Source organism: Nonomuraea sp. NPDC051941 (assembly GCF_044593615.1).
Genome location: NZ_JBIUCF010000053.1, coordinates 1 through 23268, shown reverse-complemented (window position 1 = coordinate 23268; position 23268 = coordinate 1). Strand labels below are relative to the sequence as shown.

Below are 23268 nucleotides of genomic sequence, written 5' to 3'. Positions count from 1 at the left end.
TTAACGCGATATGCCGTTCGCGGGTGCCCCTGATTAACGCAATGTGCCATTTGTCATGCCCACGGGCTCCTCCGGCACGGCGATCAGGCCGAGCTCGGCGGGGGTGGCCACGAGCGGGTGGAAAGGAACGACGCGCACGGTGTATCCGAACGCTCCAGTCCGGTCGAGCGGCACCGTGCCCGTGTAGTGGGCCCGGCCGTCGTCGCCCGCCGACGCGACGGTCAGCTTCGCGTACGTCGGACGCATCAGCTCGTCGTGCGGCCCGACCTTGCCGTAGGCGGCCTCGACCAGCACGTCGTCAGGCTCCAGGTCGCCGAGCGCGATCGTGGCGTGCAGCTCGATGGAGGCGCCCACCTCCGGCGTGTCCCCCACGCCCGAGGCCTCGACGTGCTCGACGCGCACCCCGGGCCAGGCCCTGGTGACCCGGACCCGCCAGGCCGCGAACGCCTTCGCGGGCGCGTACGAGTCGGCCGACAGCGCGTTGGCCGCGGCGGCGGCCGGGCTGTACAGGTCGACCACGTAGTCCCGCAGCATGCGACCGGCCAGCACCTTGTGGCCCAGCGAGGTGAGCGTGTGCTTGACCATCTCCAGCCAGCGCCGCGGCAGCCCGTCCACGGGACGGTCGTAGAACCGGTCGGACACCTCGTGCTCGATCAGGTCGTAGAGGGCGGCGGCCTCCAGCTCGTCGCGCCGGTCGGTGTCCGTCACGCCGTCGGCGGTCGGGATCGCCCAGCCGTTGGTGCCGTCGTACCACTCGTCCCACCAGCCGTCGCGGATCGACAGGTTGAGCCCGCCGTTCAGCGCGGACTTCATCCCCGAGGTGCCGGACGCCTCCAGCGGGCGCAGCGGGTTGTTCAGCCAGACGTCGCAGCCCTGGGTCATGAGCTGGCCGAGCGCCATGTCGTAGTCGGGCAGGAAGACGATGCGGTGGCGCACGTGCGCCTGATCGGCGAACTTGACGATCTGCTGGATCAGCTTCTTCCCGCCCTCGTCCGCGGGGTGCGCCTTGCCGGCGATCACGATCTGGACCGGCTTGTCCGGGTCGAGCAGCAGCTCGGTGAGCCGCCGGGGATCGCGCAGCATCAGCGTCAGCCGCTTGTACGACGGCACCCGCCGGGCGAAGCCGATGGTCAGCACGTCGGGGTCGAGCGCGTCGTCGATCCACCCGAGCTCGGCGTCCGAGGCGCCGCGCTCGCGCCACGACCTGCGCAGGCGCACCCGGGCGCCCTCGACGAGCCGCTGCCGCAGCGTGCCCCTGATCTGCCAGAGGTCGGCGTCGGAGATCTTCTGGATGCCCTCCCAGCCACGGGCCCGCTCCAGCAGCGAGGGCAGCTCGCGCTCGGCCAGCTCCATGAGCTCCCTGCCGACCCAGGTGGGCGCGTGCACACCGTTGGTGATCGACCCGATCGGCACCTCGGCCACGTCGAATCCGGGCCAGAGATCCTTGAACATCTCCCGGCTGACCTGGCCGTGCAGCACGGAGACGCCGTTGACCCGCTGGGCCAGCCGCATGCCCATGACGGCCATGTTGAACCGGGTGGGATCGGCCTCGGCGCCCAGCGCCAGGATCCGCTCCACGGGCACGGTCGGCCAGGCGTTCGCGCCGCCGAAGTGGCGCTCGATCATGTCCACGGGGAACCTGTCGATGCCCGCGGGGACGGGCGTGTGCGTGGTGAACACGGTGCCCGCCCGCACCGCCTCCAGCGCCTCGTCGAACGAGAGCCGCGCCTCGGTGAGCTCGCGGATGCGCTCCAGGCCGAGGAAGCCGGCGTGCCCCTCGTTCGTGTGGAACACCTCGGGATCGGCATGCCCGGTGATCTTGCAGTACGCCCTGATGGCGCGTACGCCGCCCACGCCCAGCAGCAGCTCCTGCATGAGCCGGTGGTCGGTGCCCCCGCCGTAGAGGCGGTCGGTGATGTCGCGGGCGGCCGTGTCGTTCTCGGCCACGTCGGAGTCGAGCAGCAGCAGCGGCACCCGTCCGACCTGCGCCACCCACACCTGCGCGTGCAGCTCGCGCTCGCCCGGCAGGGCTAGGCGGATCTTGACCGTCTCGCCGGCGGCGTCCTTCAGCAGGCTGAGCGGCAGGCCGCCCGCGTCGAGCGACGGGTAGTGCTCCAGCTGCCAGCCCTCCGGCGACAGCGACTGCGTGAAGTAGCCGTGACGGTAGAGCAGGCCGACCGCGAGGATCGGCACGCCCAGGTCGCTGGCGGCTTTGAGGTGGTCTCCGGCCAGGATGCCGAGGCCGCCCGAATACTGCGGGAGGGCGGCGGCGATGCCGTATTCAGGGGAGAAGTACGCGATGGCCCGCGCCCCGTCGGGAAGCGTCTGGTACCAGCGCGGGGAGGTCATGTATTCGCGTAGGTCGTCGGCCGCGTCGGCGAGGCGGCGCAGGAAGCGGCGATCTGCGGCCAGCTCGCTGAGCCGGGCGGGGGTGACGGCGCCGAGCAGGGCCACGGGGTCGTGCCCGACCTGCTCCCAGAGGGCTGCGTCCACCTCCGCGAAGAGGTCCAGCGTCTCCGGGTGCCAGGACCAGCGGAGATTGTGGACGAGCTCGCCGAGGGCGGCCAGCTCCGCGGGCAGGACGGTGCGGACGGTAAACCGGCGGATTGCTCTCACGTTTCTGCACCCTACGGGCTAGGAGGGACCTCTCAGTCCTTCACCCCCAAGAAGACCGTTCAAACCCCTTCCGGGAACAAGCATGAAGACGGACGATTGGGGCAACTTTCCTGAATGTTGGCACTCCCGCGGACACACTCGGGAGGTCTATCCGCTGCTGTCCACAATTTACATGCAAGGATCGTTCCGACCACGGTGGTTCGCTTCCAGCGGCCCACCGCCGGGACGCGGAGTCTGCACCCACGGAAAGCCTCCGGCGGCACCGAGCGCGCCGTCGCCAACCCTTGAATGCGATGATCGGACGAATTCCCATCACGGACATCTCCCCCGTCGTCGACTGCGGGCAGTGGCCCGCCAAGGCGGTCGCCGGCGAGACCTTCGAGGTCTCGGCGACCGTGTTCAGAGAGGGCCACGACGCCGTGGCCGCGGGCGTGGTGCTCACCTCGCCCGATGGGCAGCGTGCCCGTCTGAGACGGATGCGCGAGCTCGCCCCCGGCACCGACCGCTGGGGCGTGGAGGTCTCCCTTCCCGCCGAGGGTGACTGGCTGTTCCGGGTAGAGGCGTGGAGCGACCCGATCAGCACATGGCTGCACGACGCCGAGATCAAGATCCCTCGCGGCATGGACGTGGATCTGATGTGCGAGGAGGGCGCCCGGCTGTTCGAGCGGGCGGCGAAGGCCGTGCGCACGGCCGACTGCCCCAACGGCAAGCCCAAGAACGGCTCGAACGGCTCCAACGGCGGCCCGAACGGCCGCTCCAAGGGGAACGGCAACGGCGACAGCGCCTGCGGGCACCGTGCCGCCCTGCTGTCGGTCTCCGCCACGCTGCGCGACGAGGACCTGGACCCCAGGGCCCGGCTGTCGATCGCGCAACTGCCGGAGACGGCCGCGCTGCTGGAGTCGCACCCGTTCCGGGAGCTGGTGACCAGGTCCAAGTCGAACAAGATCAGAGTGGACCGGCGCCGGGCGCTGTACGGCTCCTGGTACGAGTTCTTCCCCAGGTCGGAAGGCGCGGTCGTCAACGAGCTCGGCATCTCCAAGTCCGGAAATTTCCAGACTGCTGCCAAGCGCCTCCCCGCCATCGCCAAGATGGGCTTCGACGTCGTCTATCTGCCGCCGATCCACCCCATCGGCGCGACGTTCCGCAAGGGCCGCAACAACACGCTCAGCCCCGAGCCCGACGAGCCCGGCTCCCCCTGGGCCATCGGCTCCGAGGACGGCGGCCACGACGCCATCCATCCCGACCTGGGCACGTTCGAGGACTTCGACGTGTTCGTCGGCCGCGCCAAAGAGCTGGGCATGGAGATCGCGATCGACCTCGCGCTCCAGTGCTCGCCCGACCACCCGTGGGTGAAGGAGCACCCCGAGTGGTTCACGATCAGGGCCGACGGCTCCATCGCCTACGCCGAGAACCCGCCGAAGAAGTATCAGGACATCTACCCGATCAACTTCGACAAGGACCCCGAGGGCATCTACGCCGAGGTCAAGCGGGTGCTGATGCGCTGGATGGCCCACGGCGTGCGGATCTTCCGGGTGGACAACCCGCACACGAAGCCGGTCGGGTTCTGGGAGCGGCTGCTGGCCGACGTGCACACCACCGACCCCGACGTGATCTTCCTGTCGGAGGCGTTCACCAGGCCCCCGATGCTGCGCATGCTGGGCAAGGTCGGGTTCCACCAGTCCTACACGTACTTCACCTGGCGCAACACCAAGCCCGAGGTGGAGTCGTACCTCATGGAGCTCTCCCACGAGACTCCCACCTACGTGCGCCCCAACCTCTTCGTGAACACGCCGGACATCCTGCACGAATACCTGCAGCACGGCGGAATCCCCGCCTTCAAGATCAGGGCGGTGCTGGCGGCGCTCGGCTCGCCGAGTTGGGGGGTTTACTCCGGATATGAGCTTATAGAGAACATTCCGGTACGCCCCGGCAGCGAGGAATACCTCGATAGCGAGAAATATCAGTACAAACCTCGCGATTGGGTTACCGCCGAACGTGAGGGGTGGAGCCTGGCGCCCTTCCTCACCCACCTGAATTTGTTCCGAAGAGCGCATCCCGCACTGCAGGAATTGCGTAATCTACGGATCCACAGGGTCGACCAGCCGGACATCGTCTGCTTCTCGAAGCGGCTTCCCGGCGCCTATGATCCGGCCACGCGTAGGCACGGGCCGGGCGACGTGGTACTGGCGGTCGTCAACCTGGATCCGCACCATACCCACGAGGCGACCGTAGAACTTGACCTTCCTGCCATCGGACTCGACTGGAACGCCGAGTTCGTCGTGGACGACGAACTCTCGGGTGAGTCGTACCGCTGGCGGCAGAGCAACTACGTGCGCCTCGATCCCCACATCCAGCCTGCCCATATTCTCACCGTCCGAGCCGCTCCACGGTAAGAACTGAATTCAGCGGGGAGTCTTCAACGTGTGTGAAAGCGCCTCCGTCATGAGCCACTCCCGGAGTGGCTCATGAGCTCAACCACACCCATTCCCAACACCTTTGACGAGGAAAAGCCGCGCGATCCGTACTGGTACAAACGCGCGGTTTTCTACGAGGTCCTGATCCGGGGTTTCGCCGACTCCAACGGCGACGGGACGGGCGACATCAGAGGTCTCATCGACAAGCTCGACTACCTCCAGTGGCTCGGGGTCGACTGCCTGTGGCTGCTGCCGCTCTTCGAGTCGCCACTGCGCGACGGCGGCTACGACATCGCGGACTTCATGAAGATCCTGCCCGAGTTCGGGGACCTGGGAGACTTCGTGAAGCTCGTGGACGAGGCGCACAAACGCGGCATGCGCGTCATCGCCGACCTCGTCATGAACCACACCAGCGACGCCCACCCGTGGTTCCAGGCCTCGCGTCACGACCCCGAGGGGCCGTTCGGCGACTTCTACGTCTGGTCCGACTCCGATGAGAAGTACCAGGACGCCCGGATCATCTTCATCGACACCGAGACGTCCAACTGGACCTACGACCCGGTGCGCGGCCAGTACTACTGGCACCGCTTCTTCCACCACCAGCCCGACCTCAACTACGAGAACCCGGACGTGCAGGAGGCCATGCTGGAGGTCCTGCGCTTCTGGCTGGACCTGGGCATCGACGGGTTCCGGCTGGACGCGGTGCCGTACCTCTTCGAGGAGGAGGGCACCAACTGCGAGAACCTGCCGAGGACCCACGAGTACCTCAAGCGGATCAGGGCCGAGATCGACCGGATCTACCCCGACCGGGTGCTGCTCGCCGAGGCCAACCAGTGGCCGTCGGACGTGGTGGAGTACTTCGGCGACCCGGTGGGCGGCGGGGACGAGTGCCACATGGCCTTCCACTTCCCGCTGATGCCGCGCATCTTCATGGCCGTACGCCGGGAGTCTCGCTACCCCATTTCCGAAATCTTGGCGCAAACGCCGAAAATTCCGGAGCACTGCCAGTGGGGGATCTTCCTCCGTAACCACGACGAGCTGACGCTCGAGATGGTCACGGACGAGGAGCGCGACTACATGTACGCCGAGTACGCCAAGGACCCCCGCATGCGGGCGAACGTCGGCATCCGCCGCCGCCTGGCGCCCCTGCTGGAGAACGACCGCAACCAGATCGAGCTGTTCACCGCGCTGCTCCTGTCGCTGCCCGGCTCCCCCGTGCTCTACTACGGCGACGAGATCGGCATGGGCGACAACATCTGGCTCGGCGACCGCGACGGCGTGCGCACGCCCATGCAGTGGGACCCCGACCGCAACGCCGGCTTCTCCGACTGCGACCCCGGCCGGCTCTACCTGCCGGTCATCATGGACCCGATCTACGGCTACCAGGGCCTCAACGTCGAGGCCCAGCAGCGCAACGCCGGCTCGCTGCTGCACTGGACCAAGCGCATGATCGAGATCCGCAAGCGGCACCCGGTGTTCGGGCTGGGCGGTTACGCGGAGCTCAACTCCTCCAACCCCAGCGTGCTCGCGTTCGTCAGGGAGCTGGGGGACGACCGGATGCTCTGCGTGAACAACCTGTCACGCTTCCCCCAGCCGGTCGAGCTTGACCTGCGGAGATTCGTCGGCGTCTCCCCCGTGGAGACGATGGGTGGGGTCCCATTCCCGGCAATTGGCGAACTTCCGTATCTTTTGACGCTTCCTGGGCATGGGTTCTACTGGTTCACACTCCCGCCGGCCATCACCCAGGAGGAGTAGGACGTGCTGAGCGAGCCCCTTGCCGCATGGATCGGTCGTCAGCGTTGGTTCGGCGGCAAGGGGCGGGTGATCGACGAGTTGTCGATCGAATCGGATGTCGAACTGACGTCCGGGCTCAGACATCTGATCGTCGCCGTGTGGCAGGAAGGCTCGCGCGACCGCTACCAGATCCTGCTCGGCGAGCGGGCAGAGCTCCCCGACCGCCTCTCCCACGCCCTCATCGGCACCATCGGCGACACCTACCTCTACGACGCCGTCCACGACTCCGAGCGCATGAGCTGGCTCCTCGAAGGCATGGCCCACGACGTGAGCGGCAACGGCCTGCGCCTGCGCCACGTGCCGGAGGCCGCCATCGACACCTCCCAGCGCAGCCTGGTGCTGGGGGCCGAGCAGTCCAACACCTCGCTCGTGTACGGGGACGCGTACATCTGCAAGCTCTTCCGCCGCCTCATCCCCGGCGTCAACCCCGAACTGGAGATCGTCACGGCGCTGGCGGCCAGGGGCGCGCCGCACGTCGCGCAGCCGTACGGGTGGATCGAGACGGACCTCGACGGCACCGACACCACGCTCGGCTTCATGCAGGAGTTCCTGTCCAACGCCAACGACGGCTGGGACCTCGCCCTGGCCAGCGTCCGCGACCTGTACGCGTCGCTGCCCGAGGTGCCGGCGGCCGAGGCGGGCGGCGACTTCGCGGCCGAGTCGCTGCGGCTCGGCAGCGCCAGCGCGCGGGTGCACCACGAGCTGGCCGCGGCCTTCCCCACGGACGTCATCGAGTCGCACGAGGTCAAGCGCATGGCCGAGGCGTTCCGGCGGAAACTGGGCCGGGCCGCCGCGGAGGTGCCCGAGCTGCGCCAGCACGTGACCGCCATCGAGGACGCCTACCACCAGGTGGAGCTGCTCACCCACGAGGTGCCCGTGCAGCGGGTTCACGGCGACTTCCATCTGGGCCAGGTCATGCGCACGCCCACGGACTGGGTGGTGCTGGACTTCGAGGGTGAGCCCGGGCAGCCGCTGGCCGAGCGCAGGGCGCTGTACTCGCCGCTGCGGGACGTGGCGGGGATGCTGCGCTCGTTCGACTACGCGGCCAGGCACCTGCTGGCCGGCCACTCCCAGGCCGAGCGGCTGGAGCCGCGGGCCCAGGAGTGGGCAGACCGCAACCGGGCGGCGTTCCTGGAGGGCTACGCCGAGGGCGGCGGCGTGATCTCGCGGAGCGACGCGGCGCTGCTGCGGGCGTTCGAGCTGTCCAAGGCGGTGTACGAGGTCGTCTACGAGGCCCGTAACCGCCCGTCGTGGATCTCCATCCCCCTGGCCGCCTTCCGCCCCCGCTAGAGCCCCTCCCCGCCAGAGTCCCTCCGCGTCAGAGTCCCTCCGCGTCAGAGCTCCTCCACGCTAGAGCTCCTCCACCAGCCCCGACAGGCCCTCGTGGCTGAGGCCGCGGGCCACGCGCCGGTCGATGACGGTCTTCATGGGCAGGAGCAGGTCCGGCTTGACGCCCTGCTCCTCGAAGGCGCGGACGAGGTTCTCCATGCCCGCCCTGTTGACCTCCAGGTTGGACACCTCCGTCCGGTAGTCGCCCGACTCGATCTCCGCCGCCCAGCGGGGCAGCATCGAGCCCATCGCGTTGAGCCACGGGACCAGCAGTTCCGCGGTGAACTCCGTCAACGGGTATTTCGCCGACCTCACCAGGGCGAGGGCCTCCAGGGAGCCGGCTATCTGGCCGTACATGCCGGTCAGCATGGCCAGGTCGAGCAGCGGGGCCATGCCGGGGTCGTCGCCGGTGTAGCGGGCCCCGGCCATGGCCCCGAACGCCTGCTCATAGCGCTCGAACGCCGGCTGCGAGCCGCTGTAGAGGATGAGCGCGCCCGGCTTGGCGATCATCTGGGGCACCGCCATGATGCCCCCGTCCAGGTAGTCGCCGCCGCGCTCGCCCACCCAGGCCGCCATCTCGCGGGCCTCCGCGGGGCGGCCGGTGGTGAGGTTGGCGACGACGTGGCCCTCCAGCGGGACGTCCCTGAGCGTCTCCAGGACGGAGGGGTAGTCAAGCAGGCAGACGATCACCAGCGGGCTCGCCTCGACGGCCTGCGCCGGGGTGGCCGCCCGGGTCGCGCCCTTGGCGACGAGGGGGTCGGCCTTGGCCGGCGTACGGTTCCACACGGTGACGCGGTGGCCCGCCTCGATGAGGCTCGCCGCGAGCGCGGTGCCCATGAGACCGAGGCCGAGCACGGAGATATTTTCCGACATTTCAGTGTTCTCTCTGAGTAGGAGTGATGCGTTCACCCTCCAGGTGCGCGGTTATGGTCTGATTCGGAGTCGGTTATGGGGGCGGGATGCGGTTCGGGGTGCTGGGCCCGCTCGCGGTGTGGACCGCGGGCGGGGAGCCGGTCAAGGTGCCGGAGGTCAAGGTCCGGGCGCTCCTCGCCGACCTGCTGATCCACGCCGGCCGCCCAGTCTCCGCGGACCGGCTGATCGAGGACCTCTGGGGCGACCGTCCCCCGGCGAACGCGTCCGGCGCCCTCCGGGTGAAGGTGTCGCAGCTGCGCCGGGCGGTCGGCGGGCTGGTCGCGTACCGGGCGCCCGGGTACGTGCTGCACGTGGAGCCGTCCTCCGTGGACGCCGGCCTGTTCGAGACGTTGATCGGGCGCGCGCAGCGGGCCTCCGGCCCGGAGGAGCGGGCCGCGCTGCTGCGCGAGGCGCTCGGGCTGTGGCGCGGGGACGCCTACGCCGAGTTCGCCGACGAGCCGTTCGCCCTGGCGGCCGTGGCCCGGCTGGGCGAGCAGCGGCTGGCGGCCCTGGAGGAGCTGGCCGAGGCGCGGCTCGGGCTCGGTGAGCACGTCCTGCTCGCAGCCGAGCTGGCCTCACTGGTGGCCGAACATCCGCTGCGCGAACGGCTGCGCGCCGCGCACGTACGGGCCCTCTACCTGGCCGGGCGGCAGAGCGAGGCGCTGACCGGCTACGAGGAGCTGCGGCGGCGCCTGTCGGAGGAAATGGGCCTGGACCCCGGGCCGGAGCTGGCGGCCCTGCACCAGGCGATCCTGCGGCAGGACCCGTCCCTGGGCCCGGTCGCGCGCTCCCGAGGCAACCTCCCCGCGCCCTTGACAAGCCTGGTGGGCCGGGACGAGGCGGTGGCCGAGGTCCGCTCGCTGCTGCGGGCGGGCCGCCTGGTGACGCTCACCGGCCCCGGCGGCGTCGGCAAGACCCGCCTGGCCCTGGCCGCCGCCTCGGGTACGGGCGGCGGGGACGTGTGGCTGGTCGAGCTGGCCGCGCTGCGGCCGCGGCCGGCGGAGGTCGAGGTGGCGGAGGTCGAGGTGGCCGAGGCGATCGCGGCCGTGCTCGGCCTGCGCGACGACACGGCCGGGCCGGGCGCTCCGTACGAAGGCGCGGTCGAGCGGATCTCGGGCGCGCTGGCGGGCAGGGAGACGCTGCTCGTGCTGGACAACTGCGAACACGTCGTCGAGCAGGTCGCCGCGCTGGCCGGGCGGCTGCTCCAGGCCGCTCCCGGGTTGCGGATCCTCGCCACCAGCCAGGAGTCGCTGCGGATCGGAGGCGAGGCCCTGTGGAGCGTGCCGCCGCTGACGCGCGAGGCGGCGGTGGAGCTGTTCGCGGCACGCGCCGGGGTGGAGCCCGACGCGGACGTGGCGGAGATCTGCGCCCGCCTGGACGGCCTGCCGCTGGCACTGGAGCTGGCCGCGTCCAGGATGCGGGCGCTGACCCCGCGCCAGCTCGCCGACCGGCTGGACGACCGGTTCAGGCTGCTCGCGTCGGGTCTGCGCGGGGCTCCGGCCAGGCAGCGGACGCTGCGGGCGATGATCGACTGGAGCTGGGAGCTGCTGACCGGCCCCGAGCGCGTCGTGCTCAGGCGGCTGGCCGCGCACGCCGACGGCAGCACGCTGGAGGCCGCCGAGGAGGTGTCCGCCGACCCCGGCGTGGACGTCCTCGACGTGCTGGCCAGGCTCGTGGACCGCTCGCTGGTCGTCCGCGTGCGGGCGCCCGGGGCCGAGCCGCGGTACCGGCTGCTGGAGTCGGTCTCGGCCTACTGCCTGGAACGGCTGGAGGAGGCCGGCGAGCTGGACGAGGTGCGGCTCAGGCACGCCGCGTACTACACGGCGCTCGCCGAGCGGGCGGAGCCGTACCTGCGGGGGCACGGGCAGCGGGACGCGCTCGCGCTGCTCGACGCCGAGAGCGCCAACCTGCGGGCGGCGCTGGAGACGGCGGTGCGGCTGGCCCGGTCCGGCGAGGCGGTGCGACTGGTGAACGCCATGGCCTGGTACTGGGTGCTGCGCGGCAGGCTCGGCGAGGGACAGCGGGCGCTGGAGGCCGCGCTGTCCGTCCCGGGCGTGGCCGGACCCGGCGCCGCGCAGGCGAGGGTGTGGCTGGCCGGGCTCCGGATGCTGGCGGGGTGGCTGCGGCCGCCGGACGACGAGGTTTTCGAGGCCATCGAAGGGCGGTCGGCGCGGGCCAGGGCGCGGTGGTTCATCGGGTACGCGATGTTCGGCTACGACGATCTGTCGGCCAGCCGGGCCCTGATCGAGCGGGCGCTGGAGACGTTCCAGGAGCTGGGCGACAACTGGGGCACCGGCGCGGCGCTGAACGTGCTGGCCCGCTACGCCGCCACCCGCGGCGACCTGGCGGCGCTGCGGCGGGACGGCGAGCGGGGGCTGGCGCTGTTCAGGGAGCTCGGCGACCGGTGGGGCGAGCTGCGGGCCGCCGAGAACCTCGGCACGCTCGCCGAGATCACCGGCGACTACGAGCGGGCCACCGAGCTGCGCGCGGACGGCCTGCGGATGGCGGAGGAGCTCGGGCTGTGGAGCTCGGTGTCCGACGCGCTGTCCCGGTTGGGGCGGATCGCCCTGCTGACGGGCGACCACGCGCGGGCCGACGACTATCACGAGCGGGCCAGGCGGCTGGCCGTGGAGCAGTCGAACCGTCCGGCCGAGGAGTTCGCGGAGCTGGGCCTGGCGCTCGCGGCGCGGCGGCAGGGTCGCCTCGACGAGGCCGAGCGGCGGCTGCGGGCCTGGCTGGGCTGGGTCAGGGAGGTGGCCGGCGAGCCGGGGGCGGCGCTGATCCTGGCCGAGCTGGGGTTCGCGGCCGAGCAGCGGGGCGACGCGACCGCCGCCCTGGAGCTGCAGCTGGAAGGGCTCAGAGCGGCCCGCAGGGTCGGCGATCCGCGGGCCACCGCGCTCGCGCTGGAAGGACTGGCGGGCGCGCGTGCTCTGGACGGACGCCACGAGGAGGCGGCGCTGCTGCTGGGCCGGGCGGCGGCGCTGCGGGCGGCCTCGGGCGCGCCGCTCCCCGCCGGGGAACGGGGCGACGTCGACCGGATCAGCGCCGCGGTGCGGGCGGCCCTGGGTCAGGAGGCGCTCGACACGGCTCTGGCACGCGGCGCGGAGTCGGAGCCGGAGAGGCTGGATCCAAGCCTGGTGTGAGGCAGGTTAAACCCAGGATTTCGCACTTTCGGTGATTGTCTCGGTGAAAGCGGGCAGTGCCTGGGATGGACGGTCATCATAGGGCAAGGTTGGGAGCATGCCGATGAGGACAGAGCTCGACCGCCTCGCGGGTGGGGCACACCACGATCCGCACTCCGTGCTGGGGGCGCATCCCGTGTCCGGCGGGGTGGTCTTCCGCACGCTGCGCCCGCTGGCCGAGCGGGTGCGGGTGGTGCTGGAGGACGGCACGGCCCACGACATGACACATCAGGCCCACGGGGTGTTCGAGGTCACCGTCCCCGGCCTGGACAAGGTGCCCGACTACGCGCTGAGCGTCAAGTACGCCGACCACGACCCGTACGAGGTCCGCGACCCCTACCGGCACTGGCCCACGCTCGGCGAAGTGGACCTGCACCTCATCGGCGAGGGGCGGCACGAGCGGCTGTGGGAGGCGCTCGGCGCCCGCGTGATGGAGCACGAGGACGTCGAGGGCACGGCGTTCGCCGTCTGGGCGCCCAACGCGCGCGGCATCCGGGTCGTCGGCGACTTCAACCACTGGGACGGCACCGCCTACCCGATGCGGTCGCTGGGCCGCTCCGGGGTGTGGGAGCTGTTCGTCCCGGACGTCGGCGCGGGCGAGCGGTACAAGTTCCAGATCCTGGGCGCCGACGGCGTGTGGCGTGACAAGGCCGACCCGATGGCCAGGCGCACCGAGGTGCCGCCGCTGACCGCCTCCGTGGTCGACAGGTCCGCCTACGCCTGGGCGGACGACCAGTGGGTGGCGGACCGGGCCGAGAGCCATCCGCAGGACGGGCCGATGAGCATCTACGAGGTGCACCTGGGGTCCTGGCGGCCGGGCCTGTCGTACCTGGACCTGGCCGAGCAGCTGTCCGCGTACGTGGTCGACATGGGGTTCACCCACGTGGAGCTGCTGCCGGTGGCCGAGCACCCGTTCGGCGGGTCGTGGGGCTACCAGGTGACGTCCTACTACGCGCCGACGGCCAGGTTCGGCACGCCCGACGAGTTCCGCCACTTCGTGGACCTGATGCACCGGCGCGGCGTCGGCGTGCTGCTGGACTGGGTGCCTGCGCACTTCCCGATGGACGACTGGGCGCTGGCGCGCTTCGACGGCACCCCCCTCTACGAGCACGCCGACCCGGCCAGGGGCGAGCACCCCGACTGGGGCACGTACGTGTTCGACTTCGGCCGCAGGGAGGTGCGCAACTTCCTGGTGGCCAACGCCCTCTACTGGCTCAAGGAGTTCCACATCGACGGGCTGCGGGTGGACGCGGTGGCGTCGATGCTCTACCTCGACTACTCGCGGCGCGAGGGCGAGTGGACGCCCAACGTCTACGGCGGCAGGGAGAACCTCGACGCGGTCGAGTTCCTCAAGGAGATGAACTCCGTCGCCTACCGGGAGATACCCGGCATCTCGACCGTCGCCGAGGAGTCGACGGCCTGGCCGGGGGTCTCGCGCCCGGTGCACCTGGGCGGGCTCGGGTTCGGGTTCAAGTGGAACATGGGGTGGATGCACGACACGCTCGAATACCTGCGCCACGAGCCGATCTTCCGCCAGTACCACCACCATCAGCTGACGTTCTCGCTGCTGTACGCGTACTCCGAGAACTACGTGCTGCCGCTGTCCCACGACGAGGTCGTGCACGGCAAGGGGTCGCTGCTCGGGAAGATGCCCGGGGACGAGTGGCAGCGGTTCGCGCAGCTGCGGGCGCTGCTGGCGTTCATGTGGGCGCATCCGGGCAAGCAACTGCTGTTCATGGGCGGCGAGTTCGGCCAGGGCTCGGAGTGGTCGGAGGAGCGCGGGCTCGACTGGTGGGTGCTGGAGTTCGACGGGCACCAGGGCGTGCAGCGGCTGGTCCGCGACCTGAACCGGATCTACAAGGAGACCCCGGCGCTGTGGCAGCAGGACTCCAAGCCCGAGGGGTTCCGGTGGATCGACGCCGACGACGCCTCCGGTAACACGTTCTCGTTCGTCCGCTACGCCGACGACGGGTCCGCGCTGGCGTGCGTCATCAACTTCAGCGGCGCGCCGCACGAGAGCTACCGGCTCGGCCTTCCCTACTCCGGTCAATGGTCGGAGATCGTCAACACCGACGCCTACGACTACTGGGGCAGCGGCGTGGGCAACATGGGCGTGGTCGAGGCCGACGACGAGCCGTGGCACGGGCTGCCGCATTCGACCACGCTGAGGGTGCCGCCGCTCGGCGCAGTGTGGCTCACGCACGAGGGGGAAACGCTGAACGTTTGAGGTGCGCCCGCTGAAAGTTCGGTGAGAAACCGGGCCGGAGACCTGTCTCTGTCCGGAAAATCACCCTAAACTCCGAGATCATCCCCCTCTCGGAGGACGCGTGCGACTTCGCCCCCTGATCGTGAGCTCGATCGCGCTGGCCCTGCTGCCGTTATCGGCGCCGGCCTACGCGGAGGATCCGACTCCCAGTCCGAGCGTCGTGGAAGAAACGACCTCCGCCCCCGCCGAGCCCCCCGCCAAGGTGGAGGAGGGGTTAGGCGTCGACGGCGGCTCCGTGCGGGCCATCGTCGAGCTCTCCGACCCGGCGCAGAACGCGCCCGTCGCGAGCCAGGCGGCCGCCGAGAGCGTGGACGTGGTGATGCAGCCGCAGAACCAGTCGTTCATGGTCGTGGAGGGGACCGCGGAGGAGCTGGCCAAGCTGGCTGACGACCCGCGGGTCACGTCCATCCACCGGGACAGGACGTACGCGCCGGTGGACGTGAGCCCCAACCTCAAGCTGATCGGGGCCGACCAGGCGCACGCCAAGAACTACACCGGCACCGGGCAGGCGGTGGCCGTGCTGGACACCGGCATCGACCGCGACCACCCGTGGTTCGGGAACCGGATCGTGGCCGAGGCCTGCTTCTCCGCCGTGGAGGCCGGCGTCGAGTCGCTCTGCCCGAACGGGCAGACGTCACAGACCGGGGCGGGCGCGGCGGACGCCACGACGGCCAAGTGCCTGGCCGACGGCGCGAACCTGTGCGAGCACGGCAGCCACGTCGCGGGCATCGCGGCCGGCACCGGCGGCGTCGCGCCGGGCGCGAACATCGTGGCGGTGCAGGTCTTCAGCCGGGTCAACGACGAGGACATCTGCGGCGAGCCGTCGTGCCTGCTGGCGTTCGAGTCGTCGCTGCGGCAGGCCATGGACTACGTGGCCGGCCTGACCGAGCCGGTCGCCGCCGTGAACCTGAGCCTGGGCGGCGAGCTGTCCGAGACCGACTGCGACTCCAGCGAGGAAGGGTTGATCTTCAAGCCGAAGATCGACGCCCTGCTGGCCAAGGGCATCGCGACCGTGGTCGCCGCGGGCAACGAGTTCTTCGAGGGGGCGTCGTACCCGGCCTGCATCTCCTCGGCGGTGGCCGTCGGGGCGAACGACAACAACGACGTCATCGCGGACTTCTCCAACCGCGGGGCCATCGTGGACCTGTTCGCGCCGGGCGTGGACATCGAGTCTTCCGTGCCGGACAACCGGACGGCCGTCTACAGCGGCACCTCGATGGCGACCCCGCACGTGGCCGGCGCGCTGGCGCTGATGAAGCAGGCCTCGCCGCAGACGCCGATGGCCGACCTGATCAACACGCTGAAGACGACCGGCAGGCCGTACTCGTACCAGGCCAACGGCCAGCAGGTCAGCACGCCGCGCCTGGACCTGGCGGCGGCCCTGGCCGGCGCCTCGCCGCAGCCGACCATCACGCAGTCCCCGGGCGTGCCGACCGACGGCCCCGCCCCCGTGCCCGACCCGTCGGACAGCAGCGGCCCCAGCCCCGAGCCCGACGACCCGGCCGACCCCGCGCCCCAGCCCTCGACCTCCACCTCGCCGGTCCCGCTGCCCACGGTCACCGTCACGGTGACGATCACGCCGACCCCGAAGACCACCGCGCAGGTCTGCACACGGGGCACGAACGCCACCAAGCTGTCGGCCAAGCAGTGGGCCGTGGAGATCCACCGCAGCAGCGGCACGATCCCGGACGCCACGCTCACCTGCTACCTCAAGCTGATCGGCAAGTCGAGCAAGGTGTTCCCCGAGGTCACGAAGGCGTCCTCGCTCGGCAAGGCGTACCGGGTGCTGAAGAGCACCAAGGCAAGCAAGGCCAAGCTGGACAGCGCGCTGCTCACGTCCTGGCTGAACTGGGCGCACGGCACGAACGGCACCAAGACGCTGACCACCGCCGAGAAGGTGCGGCTGAACGGCAAGTCGACCGCGGCGGCATTGCGGAAGGCGGCGAAAACCGTCAAATAGCCAGTGCTAGGCGGCTAGGGCCGCAGGAAGGCAAAAAAGCCTCCAACGTTTCTCTGGGCTACATAGACCACCGACATCACAGTTGTCGCAGGTGGGGATGTATGCGGCTGTAAGCGAGCCAGGAGCTCTCGGAGGAACAAGTGAGGCTACGAACTCTGTTGGCCGGCGCCGCGGCGCTGGCCGCAACAGTCGCCGGGCTCTGTACGGGCCCGGCGCTCCACGCCGACTCGGGCGATCCGATCATCAGCCCGTCGCTGGCCGCGGAGGTCGAGGCGAAGTCCAGGGTGCGCTCCATCATCCAGCTCAAGCCCGGGCAGAGCGTCGAGGCCGTCGCGCGCGACATCGAGAAGGCGTCGGACGGCAGCCGGGTCCTGGAGTCCGCGCAGTCACCGCACTTCTTCGTGGCCGAGGTGGACGGCCCCACGCTGGCCAAGCTCAAGAAGGACAACCGCGTCCAGTCCGTCTACAAGGACGAGCTGCGCATGCCCACCCTTGACGTCAGCACCGCCGTCATCCGCTCGAACCGGGCGAACCAGGCCGGCTGGACCGGCCGGGGCGCCACCGTCGCCGTCCTGGACACGGGGATCGACCGGGACCACCCGTTCTTCGCCGGCCGGATCGTGGACGAGGCGTGCTTCTCCTCCTCCGACGCCAGCGACGGCGCCGTCTCGCTCTGCCCGAACAACCAGCCCAGCCAGACCGGTCCCGGCGCGGCGGACGCCGAGACCGCCCAGTGCGTCATCAGGGGTGCGAACGCCTGCTCCCACGGCACGCACGTGGCCGGCATCGCGGCCGGCCGGCTGGCCACGGGGGCGCCGTCCAACGGCGTCGCCCCCGAGGCGGGCATCCTCCCGGTCCAGGTCTTCAGCCGCGTGGACAACCCCATGACCTGCCTGATCGGCGGCGTTTCCGCACCGTGCTTCCTCAGCTACACCTCCGACCAGAAGCTGGCGCTCGAGTACATCGCGCGGGTGGCCAAGACGCACAACATCGCCTCGGTGAACATGAGCCTCGGCGGGGGCGGCCCGTACGCCCAGGCCTGTGACACGGACGCGTCCGCCGCCGCGGTCAAGCCCGAGTTCGACACGCTGGTGGGCCTGGGCGTGGCCCCCGTGGTGGCGGCGGGCAACAACGGCTTCCCGAACGGCGTAGCCACCCCCGCCTGCATCTCCACCGCCGTCACGGTGGGCGCCACCGACGACTCCGACGCGCTGGCCTCCTTCACCAACCGGGGGTCGCTGCTCGACCTGTTCGCGCCGGGGGTGAACATCAACTCCTCCGTGCCGAACAACACGTACGCGGAGAAGAGCGGGACCTCGATGGCCGCGCCGCACGTGGCGGGGATGTTCGCGCTGATGAAGCAGGCTTACCCGGCCTTCACGGTCGCGCAGAGCCTGCAGCGGCTGCAGGAGACGGGCACGCCCATCCGCTACGACGCGGCGGGCACCTCAGTGACCACCACGCGGATCGACGCCGAGCGCGCCACCGCGGGCGCCCGCGCCTGATCGGCGCGGGGAAGGCCGGACGGCGGGGTCCGGCTGCGAGGGCCGGACGGCGGGGGGCCGGCCACAAGGGCCGGATCGGCGGGATCCGGCCCTTTTCGCTGCGTGATTACACCAATCGTTACTCTTAACGACAAACACCCCCTCACCCCCACCCCACCCTCCTCAACCCCCTCGCTCCCTCAACCCCCCGGAGGAACAGTTGAGACTCTCGTCTCTGCTGGCCGGCGCCATCGCACTAGCCGCCACCTCGGCCGCGCTGGTCGCCACACCCGCCCTGGCCGACCCCGAGTCCAAGATCGACCCAGCGATCACCGCGACCGGCGAGCACCGCGCCATCGTCCGCGTGCAGCAGCCCGCGCAGGTGCGGTCCGTCCAGTCCAGCGCGGAGGAGGTCAAGCGGGACAAGAAGAACGTCTACGCGGATCCGCCCTCCGAGGTGGCCGGCAAGCTGGACTTCTTCGTCTACCGGGGCACCCGTGCGGAGCTCGAGCAGATCGCCGAGCAGTCCGACGTGGTCTCGATCCGCAAGGACAAGCTCAACGAGCCCTCGCTCGCCGACAGCATCCCGCTGATCGGCGCGGACCGGGCACACCAGAAGGGCTTCACCGGCAAGGGCACGGCCGTCGCGATCATCGACAGCGGCATCGACAACGACCACCCCGCCTTCGGCAATCGCATCGTCGCCCAGGCCTGCTTCTCGGCCACCGACCCGGTCGACAACTCCACGCCGCTGTGCCCGAACGGCAGCCAGTTCCAGATCGGCGACGGCGCCGCCAACGCCGAGACGGCCGCCTGCATGACGGGCGCCCCGCAGCCGCAGTACGGCCTGTGCTACCACGGCACCCACGTCGCCGGCATCGCCGCCGGCCAGGCCACCGCCGACTTCCCGGCCAGCGGCGTCGCCCCCAAGGCCAAGATCGTGCCGGTGCAGGTGTTCAGCCGCTTCGACAACTCCCCGTACTGCGCCGGCCGCCCCGTCTGCATCCTGGCGTACGACTCGTCGGTCCTGACCGGCATGGCGTACGCGGACCTGCTGGCGGACCAGTACAACATCGCCTCCGTCAACCTGAGCCTGGGCGGCGGCCAGTACACCGAGGCCTGCGACACGGGCGACGGGGCCGACTTCAAGACCGAGGTCGACAAGCTCCTCGCCAAGGGCACCGCCACGGTGGTCGCCTCCGGCAACAACGGCTTCGAGTCCGCGGTATCGTGGCCCGCGTGCGTCTCCAACACGGTCACGGTCGGCGCCACGGACAAGCAGGACGCGGTGGCCGCCTTCTCGAACCGTGGGACGCTCCTGGACGTGTTCGCGCCCGGGGTGTCGATCAAGGGTGCGATCGCGGGGAACACGTACGCGACGCTGAACGGCACCTCCATGGCCGCGCCACACGTGGCCGGCTCCCTGGCCCTCCTCCACCAGAAGCGGCCACGCGCCGGGGTGGACAGCATGGTGGACGCTTTGAAGCGCACGGGCAAGCCGATCACGTACACGAGCGCGGAGGCCGAGGTCACAACACCCCGCATCGACGTGTACGCGGCCCTGCGCACCCACTACTAGACGGCCCCCGTCGCCCTACTGGGTGGTCAGCCTGCTGGACCCCGCCCCGAGCCAAAGGTCTTCGCGGAGAGGCGCTTCGCGCTCGGGGCTCAGGCGTTTCTCCTTCAGGCGCCTGGCGGCGCAACCCCCGCGCCTCGCGGCGCCATCGCCCACCCGTGACCCGATTACCCATCTGGCCTGCTGGAGCCCACCCCGAAAACCCCGCTCACCGGTCAGCCCACCCGTTGACCGGTGAAGCGGCGGCCGACCGACGCCCACCCCGGACCGGACGCCTTTCGGCCCCCCTTGGCCGCGGGCCGTTCGGGCTCGCCCTGGGCCAGCTGAGCATCGAGGAACTGGTGGACCGCTACCAGCTTCAATGCCGACCGGTCCGCGATCTGATCGTCGTCCGATACCGACTCCCGTCCGCTGGCGCAATCGTGCCTCTGCCAAGATCGAGAACAAGTTCAAGAAGTGTGCGTCAAACGCCCTTCAGAACACGATCAAGTGCCGCCCGGCCTGCAGGTCCCCAGTTCGGCTTGCCGCCGGGAAGGCCCCGATCTCCGTTCTGCCCCATGAGCATCAGGAAGAGGCTCTTCATAGCGGCCAGCCCGCGGGCGCGCCTGATCGTTGCCTCGTCCGCATGCGCGTACGCGTCGAAGAACCGTGCGGCCGCGCCCGCGGGGAGCAGCACCCACGCGGCGCCGAGGTCCCACGCGGGATCGCCGGCGAACAAGGCACCGAAATCGATCACGCCCGAGAGCGTCCCGTCCGAGACGACGACATTCGCGGGATGGAGGTCGCCGTGCACCGACACCGGCGGGCCCTCCCACTCGGGGGCCGCGACGGCATCGGCCCAGACGGCCCGGACGGCGGGGATATCGCCGACGGCGTCGGGGTCAATGGCCTGCAAGAACTGCTCGAAGCCGCCCGTGCACCTCTTGGGATGAGCGCCGAAGTCCGAACTGGCCGGGGCCTCGGCGGGCGCCTCCACATGGAGCGCCCTGAGGAAGCCCGCCAGCGTGTCGGCCGCGTGGGCGCCGCGGCTGATCGAGCCGTGGTCCAGCGGCTCGCCGGGAACCCACGTCATCACGGTCCAGTGCTTGGGGAAGCGCTCGGACGGTTCGCCGAACCGCACCGGGGTCGGCACCGGGAGCGGCAGGCGCGGGGCCAGCACAGGTAGCCATCGCCGCTCCTTGAGCTGGAGCTCCGGGGTAGGGTCCATGCGCTGCATGCGCACGGCCAACTCGTCCCCGAGGCGCCACATTTGGTTGCCCCAGCCACCCGCCACCTCGCGGATGGCCAGCCCTGCAAGGTCTGGATGTTGCTCCTGCAGCAGGTCGCGGACCAGGTCTGCGGTGATCTCGATCTCGGGGTCGGTCATGCGAAGTCACAGTACTGAGGCGACAGGCGGAGCGGACCAGACCCGCCGACTCGCCAGAGTCGCTCCGATCCACCTCGGCATGCCAGGCATGTCAGCATCAGGTGGAACTTGATTCGTGATCAATACGGCACAGGAGCATCGCTGCCGAGATCTGGCATTGCCGCCCGCTCGATGATCACGATCGGGATCTGCCTTGACGTCTCTCGCTGGTAGCCGATGTAGCGCGGCCATATCCCGGTCATCGTCTCCCACAGGCGGAGCCGCTCGTCCTCGGCCGCCGGGCGGGCCACCGCATCGAACACCTCGGCCCCGACCTGCACCTTGACCTGCGGCTGAGCGAGCAGATTGTGGAACCAGAGCGGATGGTCGGCGGCGCCGCCGTTGGAGGCGACCACGAGGTAGCGGTCGCCGTCGCGGCCGTAGATGAGGGCGGTGCGCCGGGGAAGTCCTGAGCGGCGGCCGATCGTCGTGATCAGCAGCGTGGGAGCGCCGTGGAAGAGGTGACCTCGAGCGCCGCCGGACTCGGCGTAGCTCTTGACGTGCCTGGCCACCCACCCGGTCGGGCTGTCGATCGGCTCTTGGCTCATCGCGCCGCTCCGCCCACGCGGCGGTCGGCCCACGCGCGCGCCTGGGCGAACCAGTGGGGCGCGGTGCGGTGGCCATTGAGCACGTGCCCGGTGCCGGGGACCAGGACGGTCTCCAGCTTGGCGCGGGGACCGTAGAAAGGGGCCTCCTGGGCGTGCAGCGCGGCCGAGGAGGAACGGGCTCCGGCCAGCAGCTTGTCATGCTCGCCGTTGACGATCAGTACGGGGGCCTGGATCTGCTTGTTGATCGAGGGCGGGGTGTAGGAGTCGCCGGGAGGGAAGACGTCCGTCGTCTTGGTGGCCTCGTCGGCGGCGATGACCTTGGGGTCGGCGTTGGGCCGGTGGTAGAACCAGGTGGCCCGCAGGCCGGGCCGAGTGGTGAGGTAGCCGTCGTCGAGCCCGCGCCCGGCGAAGCGGGGGTCGTCGGCGGCGCGGTAGATTCCGGCGCCCATCTGCTCGAACGCGGCCTCGTTCGGCACGCTCGATTCGCCGGTCAGGATGACGCCGTCCACCTCCGCCGGATGTGCGGCGGCCACCGTGCGGGCGAGGGTCGAGCCCAGCGAGTGGCCGACCAGAACGACCTTGGCGAACCGGCCACCGCCTAGACGACCCTCGCGCAACTGCCGGATGAGCTGGCGGATGACGATCTGGTGGGTGTCCTGCCCGAAGCGGGCGCTCGGCGGGTAGGAGCTCGCCCCGGTGCCGAGACGATCAATGGCCAGCGTCGCGTACCCGGCGGCGGTCATCGTCTCCACGTAGGAGGGACTCTGCCGGTCGCCGCGCATCCGCCAGTAGGCCTGGCCGTAGAAGCCGCCGGGAATGAGCAGCTGAACGGTGGCGGCACGGCCGCGCGGCAGGCACAGAGTGCCGGCGACGCGCTGGTCGGCGGGGCCAGTGGAGGTCATCGCCACCTCGGCGCTGACCGTCCGGCAGGCGGAGGCGGCGTTCGCAGCTGCCGGGATCGAGGTTGCGGGGATCGAGACGAGCGCCAGAAGTACCGCTGTCGTGATGCGCATGAAACTCCTTCGAGGTACCCAAATTTGGTTAACCAAATTTGGGTATCGAACTATGGCTCATCCACCCTCCTGCCGTCAAACCGGTCTCCGGCCGATCAGGCCGGCTCCTCACCGCGTTCCAGCCGCCCGATCAAGTCACGGATCCACGCCGCCTCACCCGCCGCCTGCGCCGCGCGCAGGGTGAACAGCTCTCTCACGTTCCTTGGGCGCTTTCCCTCCTGGGCCGTGGCCACGATCTGCTCCCGCTCGCCCTCCAGAGCGTGCACCCGCTCCTTGAGCAGCGCGATCACTTCCTCCTCGGGCAGCGCGGGTAGCAGCACAAGGGCCGCGTTGAGCAGCTCCGGACGCCGATCGGGAACCCTGAGGGCGCTTCTGAGCAGCCCGAGGAACTCCGCCTCGCCCTTCTCATTGATGGCGTAATCGACGCGGCCCGGCCATTCGTGCACCTCGCTGGTGTCCAGAAGACCTTCCTTGGCAAGCTGACGCAGCGCGTGGTAGATCGAGCCCGACCTGAGCCCTGCCCATTGCCCGGCCTCCCACGACTCCAGTTCGGAGCCCACCAGATAGCCGTGTGCCTGACCGTGCAGCCGCACCACACCAAGGACCAGCAGTCGCGTCGCCGACATCGTCTCCCTCACTCGCCGGGGCCCCTCACCCGCCAAAGCCCTGCCGAACAGGGTATGAACCGTTCTCCATATTCGCTATGAAAGCCAGAGATCCTGCCGTGATCTCTCAGCGCGGTCGAGTGTGTTGAGATGGGCGGCGGCCA

Annotated in this window: 14 protein-coding genes; 8 read left to right on the top strand and 6 right to left on the bottom strand. The window is 70.3% G+C overall.

Translation table 11 applies throughout. From position 1 onward, the window contains the following. Positions 1-33: 33 nt before the first annotated feature. Positions 34-2616: an alpha-glucan family phosphorylase gene (glgP, locus tag ACIHFD_RS54785; RefSeq protein WP_397373671.1), complete on the bottom strand. Its 2583-nt coding sequence runs from the start codon at positions 2614-2616 to the stop codon at positions 34-36. A 293-nt stretch (positions 2617-2909) separates the two neighbouring features. On the opposite strand from glgP, the gene ACIHFD_RS54780 reads away from it, so the two are divergent. The 3 genes from ACIHFD_RS54780 (at position 2910) to ACIHFD_RS54770 (ending at position 8114) form a co-directional block, all read left to right on the top strand. Continuing rightward, entirely contained in the window at positions 2910-5009 is a 2100-nt protein-coding gene (locus tag ACIHFD_RS54780; RefSeq protein ID WP_397373670.1) for an alpha-1,4-glucan--maltose-1-phosphate maltosyltransferase, read from the top strand. A 72-nt stretch (positions 5010-5081) separates the two neighbouring features. Beyond that, on the top strand, positions 5082-6785 hold the full coding sequence (gene treS / locus ACIHFD_RS54775) for a maltose alpha-D-glucosyltransferase (protein ID WP_364264377.1): 1704 nt from the start codon (positions 5082-5084) through the stop codon (positions 6783-6785). Positions 6786-6788: 3 nt separating this feature from the next. Then, positions 6789-8114, top strand: a complete 1326-nt coding sequence (locus ACIHFD_RS54770; protein ID WP_397373669.1) for an aminoglycoside phosphotransferase — start codon at positions 6789-6791, stop codon at positions 8112-8114. A gap of 60 nt (positions 8115-8174) precedes the next feature. Here ACIHFD_RS54770 and ACIHFD_RS54765 read toward each other — a convergent pair whose 3' ends face one another. Continuing rightward, complete coding sequence (locus ACIHFD_RS54765) at positions 8175-9008, bottom strand: NAD(P)-dependent oxidoreductase (protein WP_397373668.1); 834 nt, start codon at positions 9006-9008, stop codon at positions 8175-8177. A gap of 104 nt (positions 9009-9112) precedes the next feature. Between ACIHFD_RS54765 and ACIHFD_RS54760 the strand changes: the two genes are divergently transcribed. From ACIHFD_RS54760 to ACIHFD_RS54740, 5 genes are all read left to right on the top strand, one after another. Next, on the top strand, positions 9113-12208 hold the full coding sequence (locus ACIHFD_RS54760) for a BTAD domain-containing putative transcriptional regulator (protein WP_397373667.1): 3096 nt from the start codon (positions 9113-9115) through the stop codon (positions 12206-12208). A gap of 103 nt (positions 12209-12311) precedes the next feature. Next, positions 12312-14474, top strand: coding sequence for a 1,4-alpha-glucan branching protein GlgB (gene glgB, locus ACIHFD_RS54755; RefSeq protein WP_397373727.1), 2163 nt, complete (start codon positions 12312-12314; stop codon positions 14472-14474). 100 nt (positions 14475-14574) lie between these two features. Continuing rightward, positions 14575-16473 carry a S8 family peptidase gene (locus ACIHFD_RS54750; protein WP_397373666.1) on the top strand — a complete coding sequence of 633 codons (1899 nt, stop codon included), beginning with the start codon at positions 14575-14577 and terminating at the stop codon, positions 16471-16473. Positions 16474-16613: 140 nt separating this feature from the next. Next, on the top strand, positions 16614-17978 hold the full coding sequence (locus tag ACIHFD_RS54745; protein WP_397373665.1) for a S8 family peptidase: 1365 nt from the start codon (positions 16614-16616) through the stop codon (positions 17976-17978). A gap of 199 nt (positions 17979-18177) precedes the next feature. Next, positions 18178-19536, top strand: coding sequence for a S8 family peptidase (locus ACIHFD_RS54740; RefSeq protein ID WP_397373663.1), 1359 nt, complete (start codon positions 18178-18180; stop codon positions 19534-19536). A gap of 460 nt (positions 19537-19996) precedes the next feature. Here the strand turns inward: ACIHFD_RS54740 and ACIHFD_RS54735 are convergent, their stop codons facing one another. The 4 genes from ACIHFD_RS54735 to ACIHFD_RS54720 form a co-directional block, all read right to left on the bottom strand. Next, on the bottom strand, positions 19997-20899 hold the full coding sequence (locus ACIHFD_RS54735; RefSeq protein WP_397373662.1) for an aminoglycoside phosphotransferase family protein: 903 nt from the start codon (positions 20897-20899) through the stop codon (positions 19997-19999). A gap of 119 nt (positions 20900-21018) precedes the next feature. Beyond that, the gene (locus ACIHFD_RS54730) at positions 21019-21486 is read right to left on the bottom strand and encodes a nitroreductase family deazaflavin-dependent oxidoreductase (protein ID WP_397373661.1); all 468 of its coding nucleotides are present in this window, start codon (positions 21484-21486) and stop codon (positions 21019-21021) included. Then, positions 21483-22499 carry an alpha/beta hydrolase gene (locus tag ACIHFD_RS54725; RefSeq protein WP_397373660.1) on the bottom strand — a complete coding sequence of 339 codons (1017 nt, stop codon included), beginning with the start codon at positions 22497-22499 and terminating at the stop codon, positions 21483-21485. The genes ACIHFD_RS54730 and ACIHFD_RS54725 overlap by 4 nt, the downstream gene beginning before the upstream one ends. A gap of 95 nt (positions 22500-22594) precedes the next feature. Continuing rightward, positions 22595-23125, bottom strand: a complete 531-nt coding sequence (locus ACIHFD_RS54720) for a PadR family transcriptional regulator (RefSeq protein WP_350729473.1) — start codon at positions 23123-23125, stop codon at positions 22595-22597. Positions 23126-23268: the final 143 nt, after the last annotated feature.

Excerpts from the sequence above, each read along its gene's own strand:
- treS (WP_364264377.1), top strand. The coding sequence starts at position 5,082 with ATGAGCTCAACCACACCCATTCCCAACACCTTTGACGAGGAAAAGCCG.
- ACIHFD_RS54730 (WP_397373661.1), bottom strand. The coding sequence starts at position 21,486 with ATGAGCCAAGAGCCGATCGACAGCCCGACCGGGTGGGTGGCCAGGCAC.
- ACIHFD_RS54780 (WP_397373670.1), top strand. The coding sequence starts at position 2,910 with ATGATCGGACGAATTCCCATCACGGACATCTCCCCCGTCGTCGACTGC.
- glgB (WP_397373727.1), top strand. The coding sequence starts at position 12,312 with ATGAGGACAGAGCTCGACCGCCTCGCGGGTGGGGCACACCACGATCCG.
- ACIHFD_RS54720 (WP_350729473.1), bottom strand. The coding sequence starts at position 23,125 with ATGTCGGCGACGCGACTGCTGGTCCTTGGTGTGGTGCGGCTGCACGGT.
- ACIHFD_RS54760 (WP_397373667.1), top strand. The coding sequence starts at position 9,113 with ATGCGGTTCGGGGTGCTGGGCCCGCTCGCGGTGTGGACCGCGGGCGGG.
- ACIHFD_RS54725 (WP_397373660.1), bottom strand. The coding sequence starts at position 22,499 with ATGCGCATCACGACAGCGGTACTTCTGGCGCTCGTCTCGATCCCCGCA.
- ACIHFD_RS54735 (WP_397373662.1), bottom strand. The coding sequence starts at position 20,899 with ATGACCGACCCCGAGATCGAGATCACCGCAGACCTGGTCCGCGACCTG.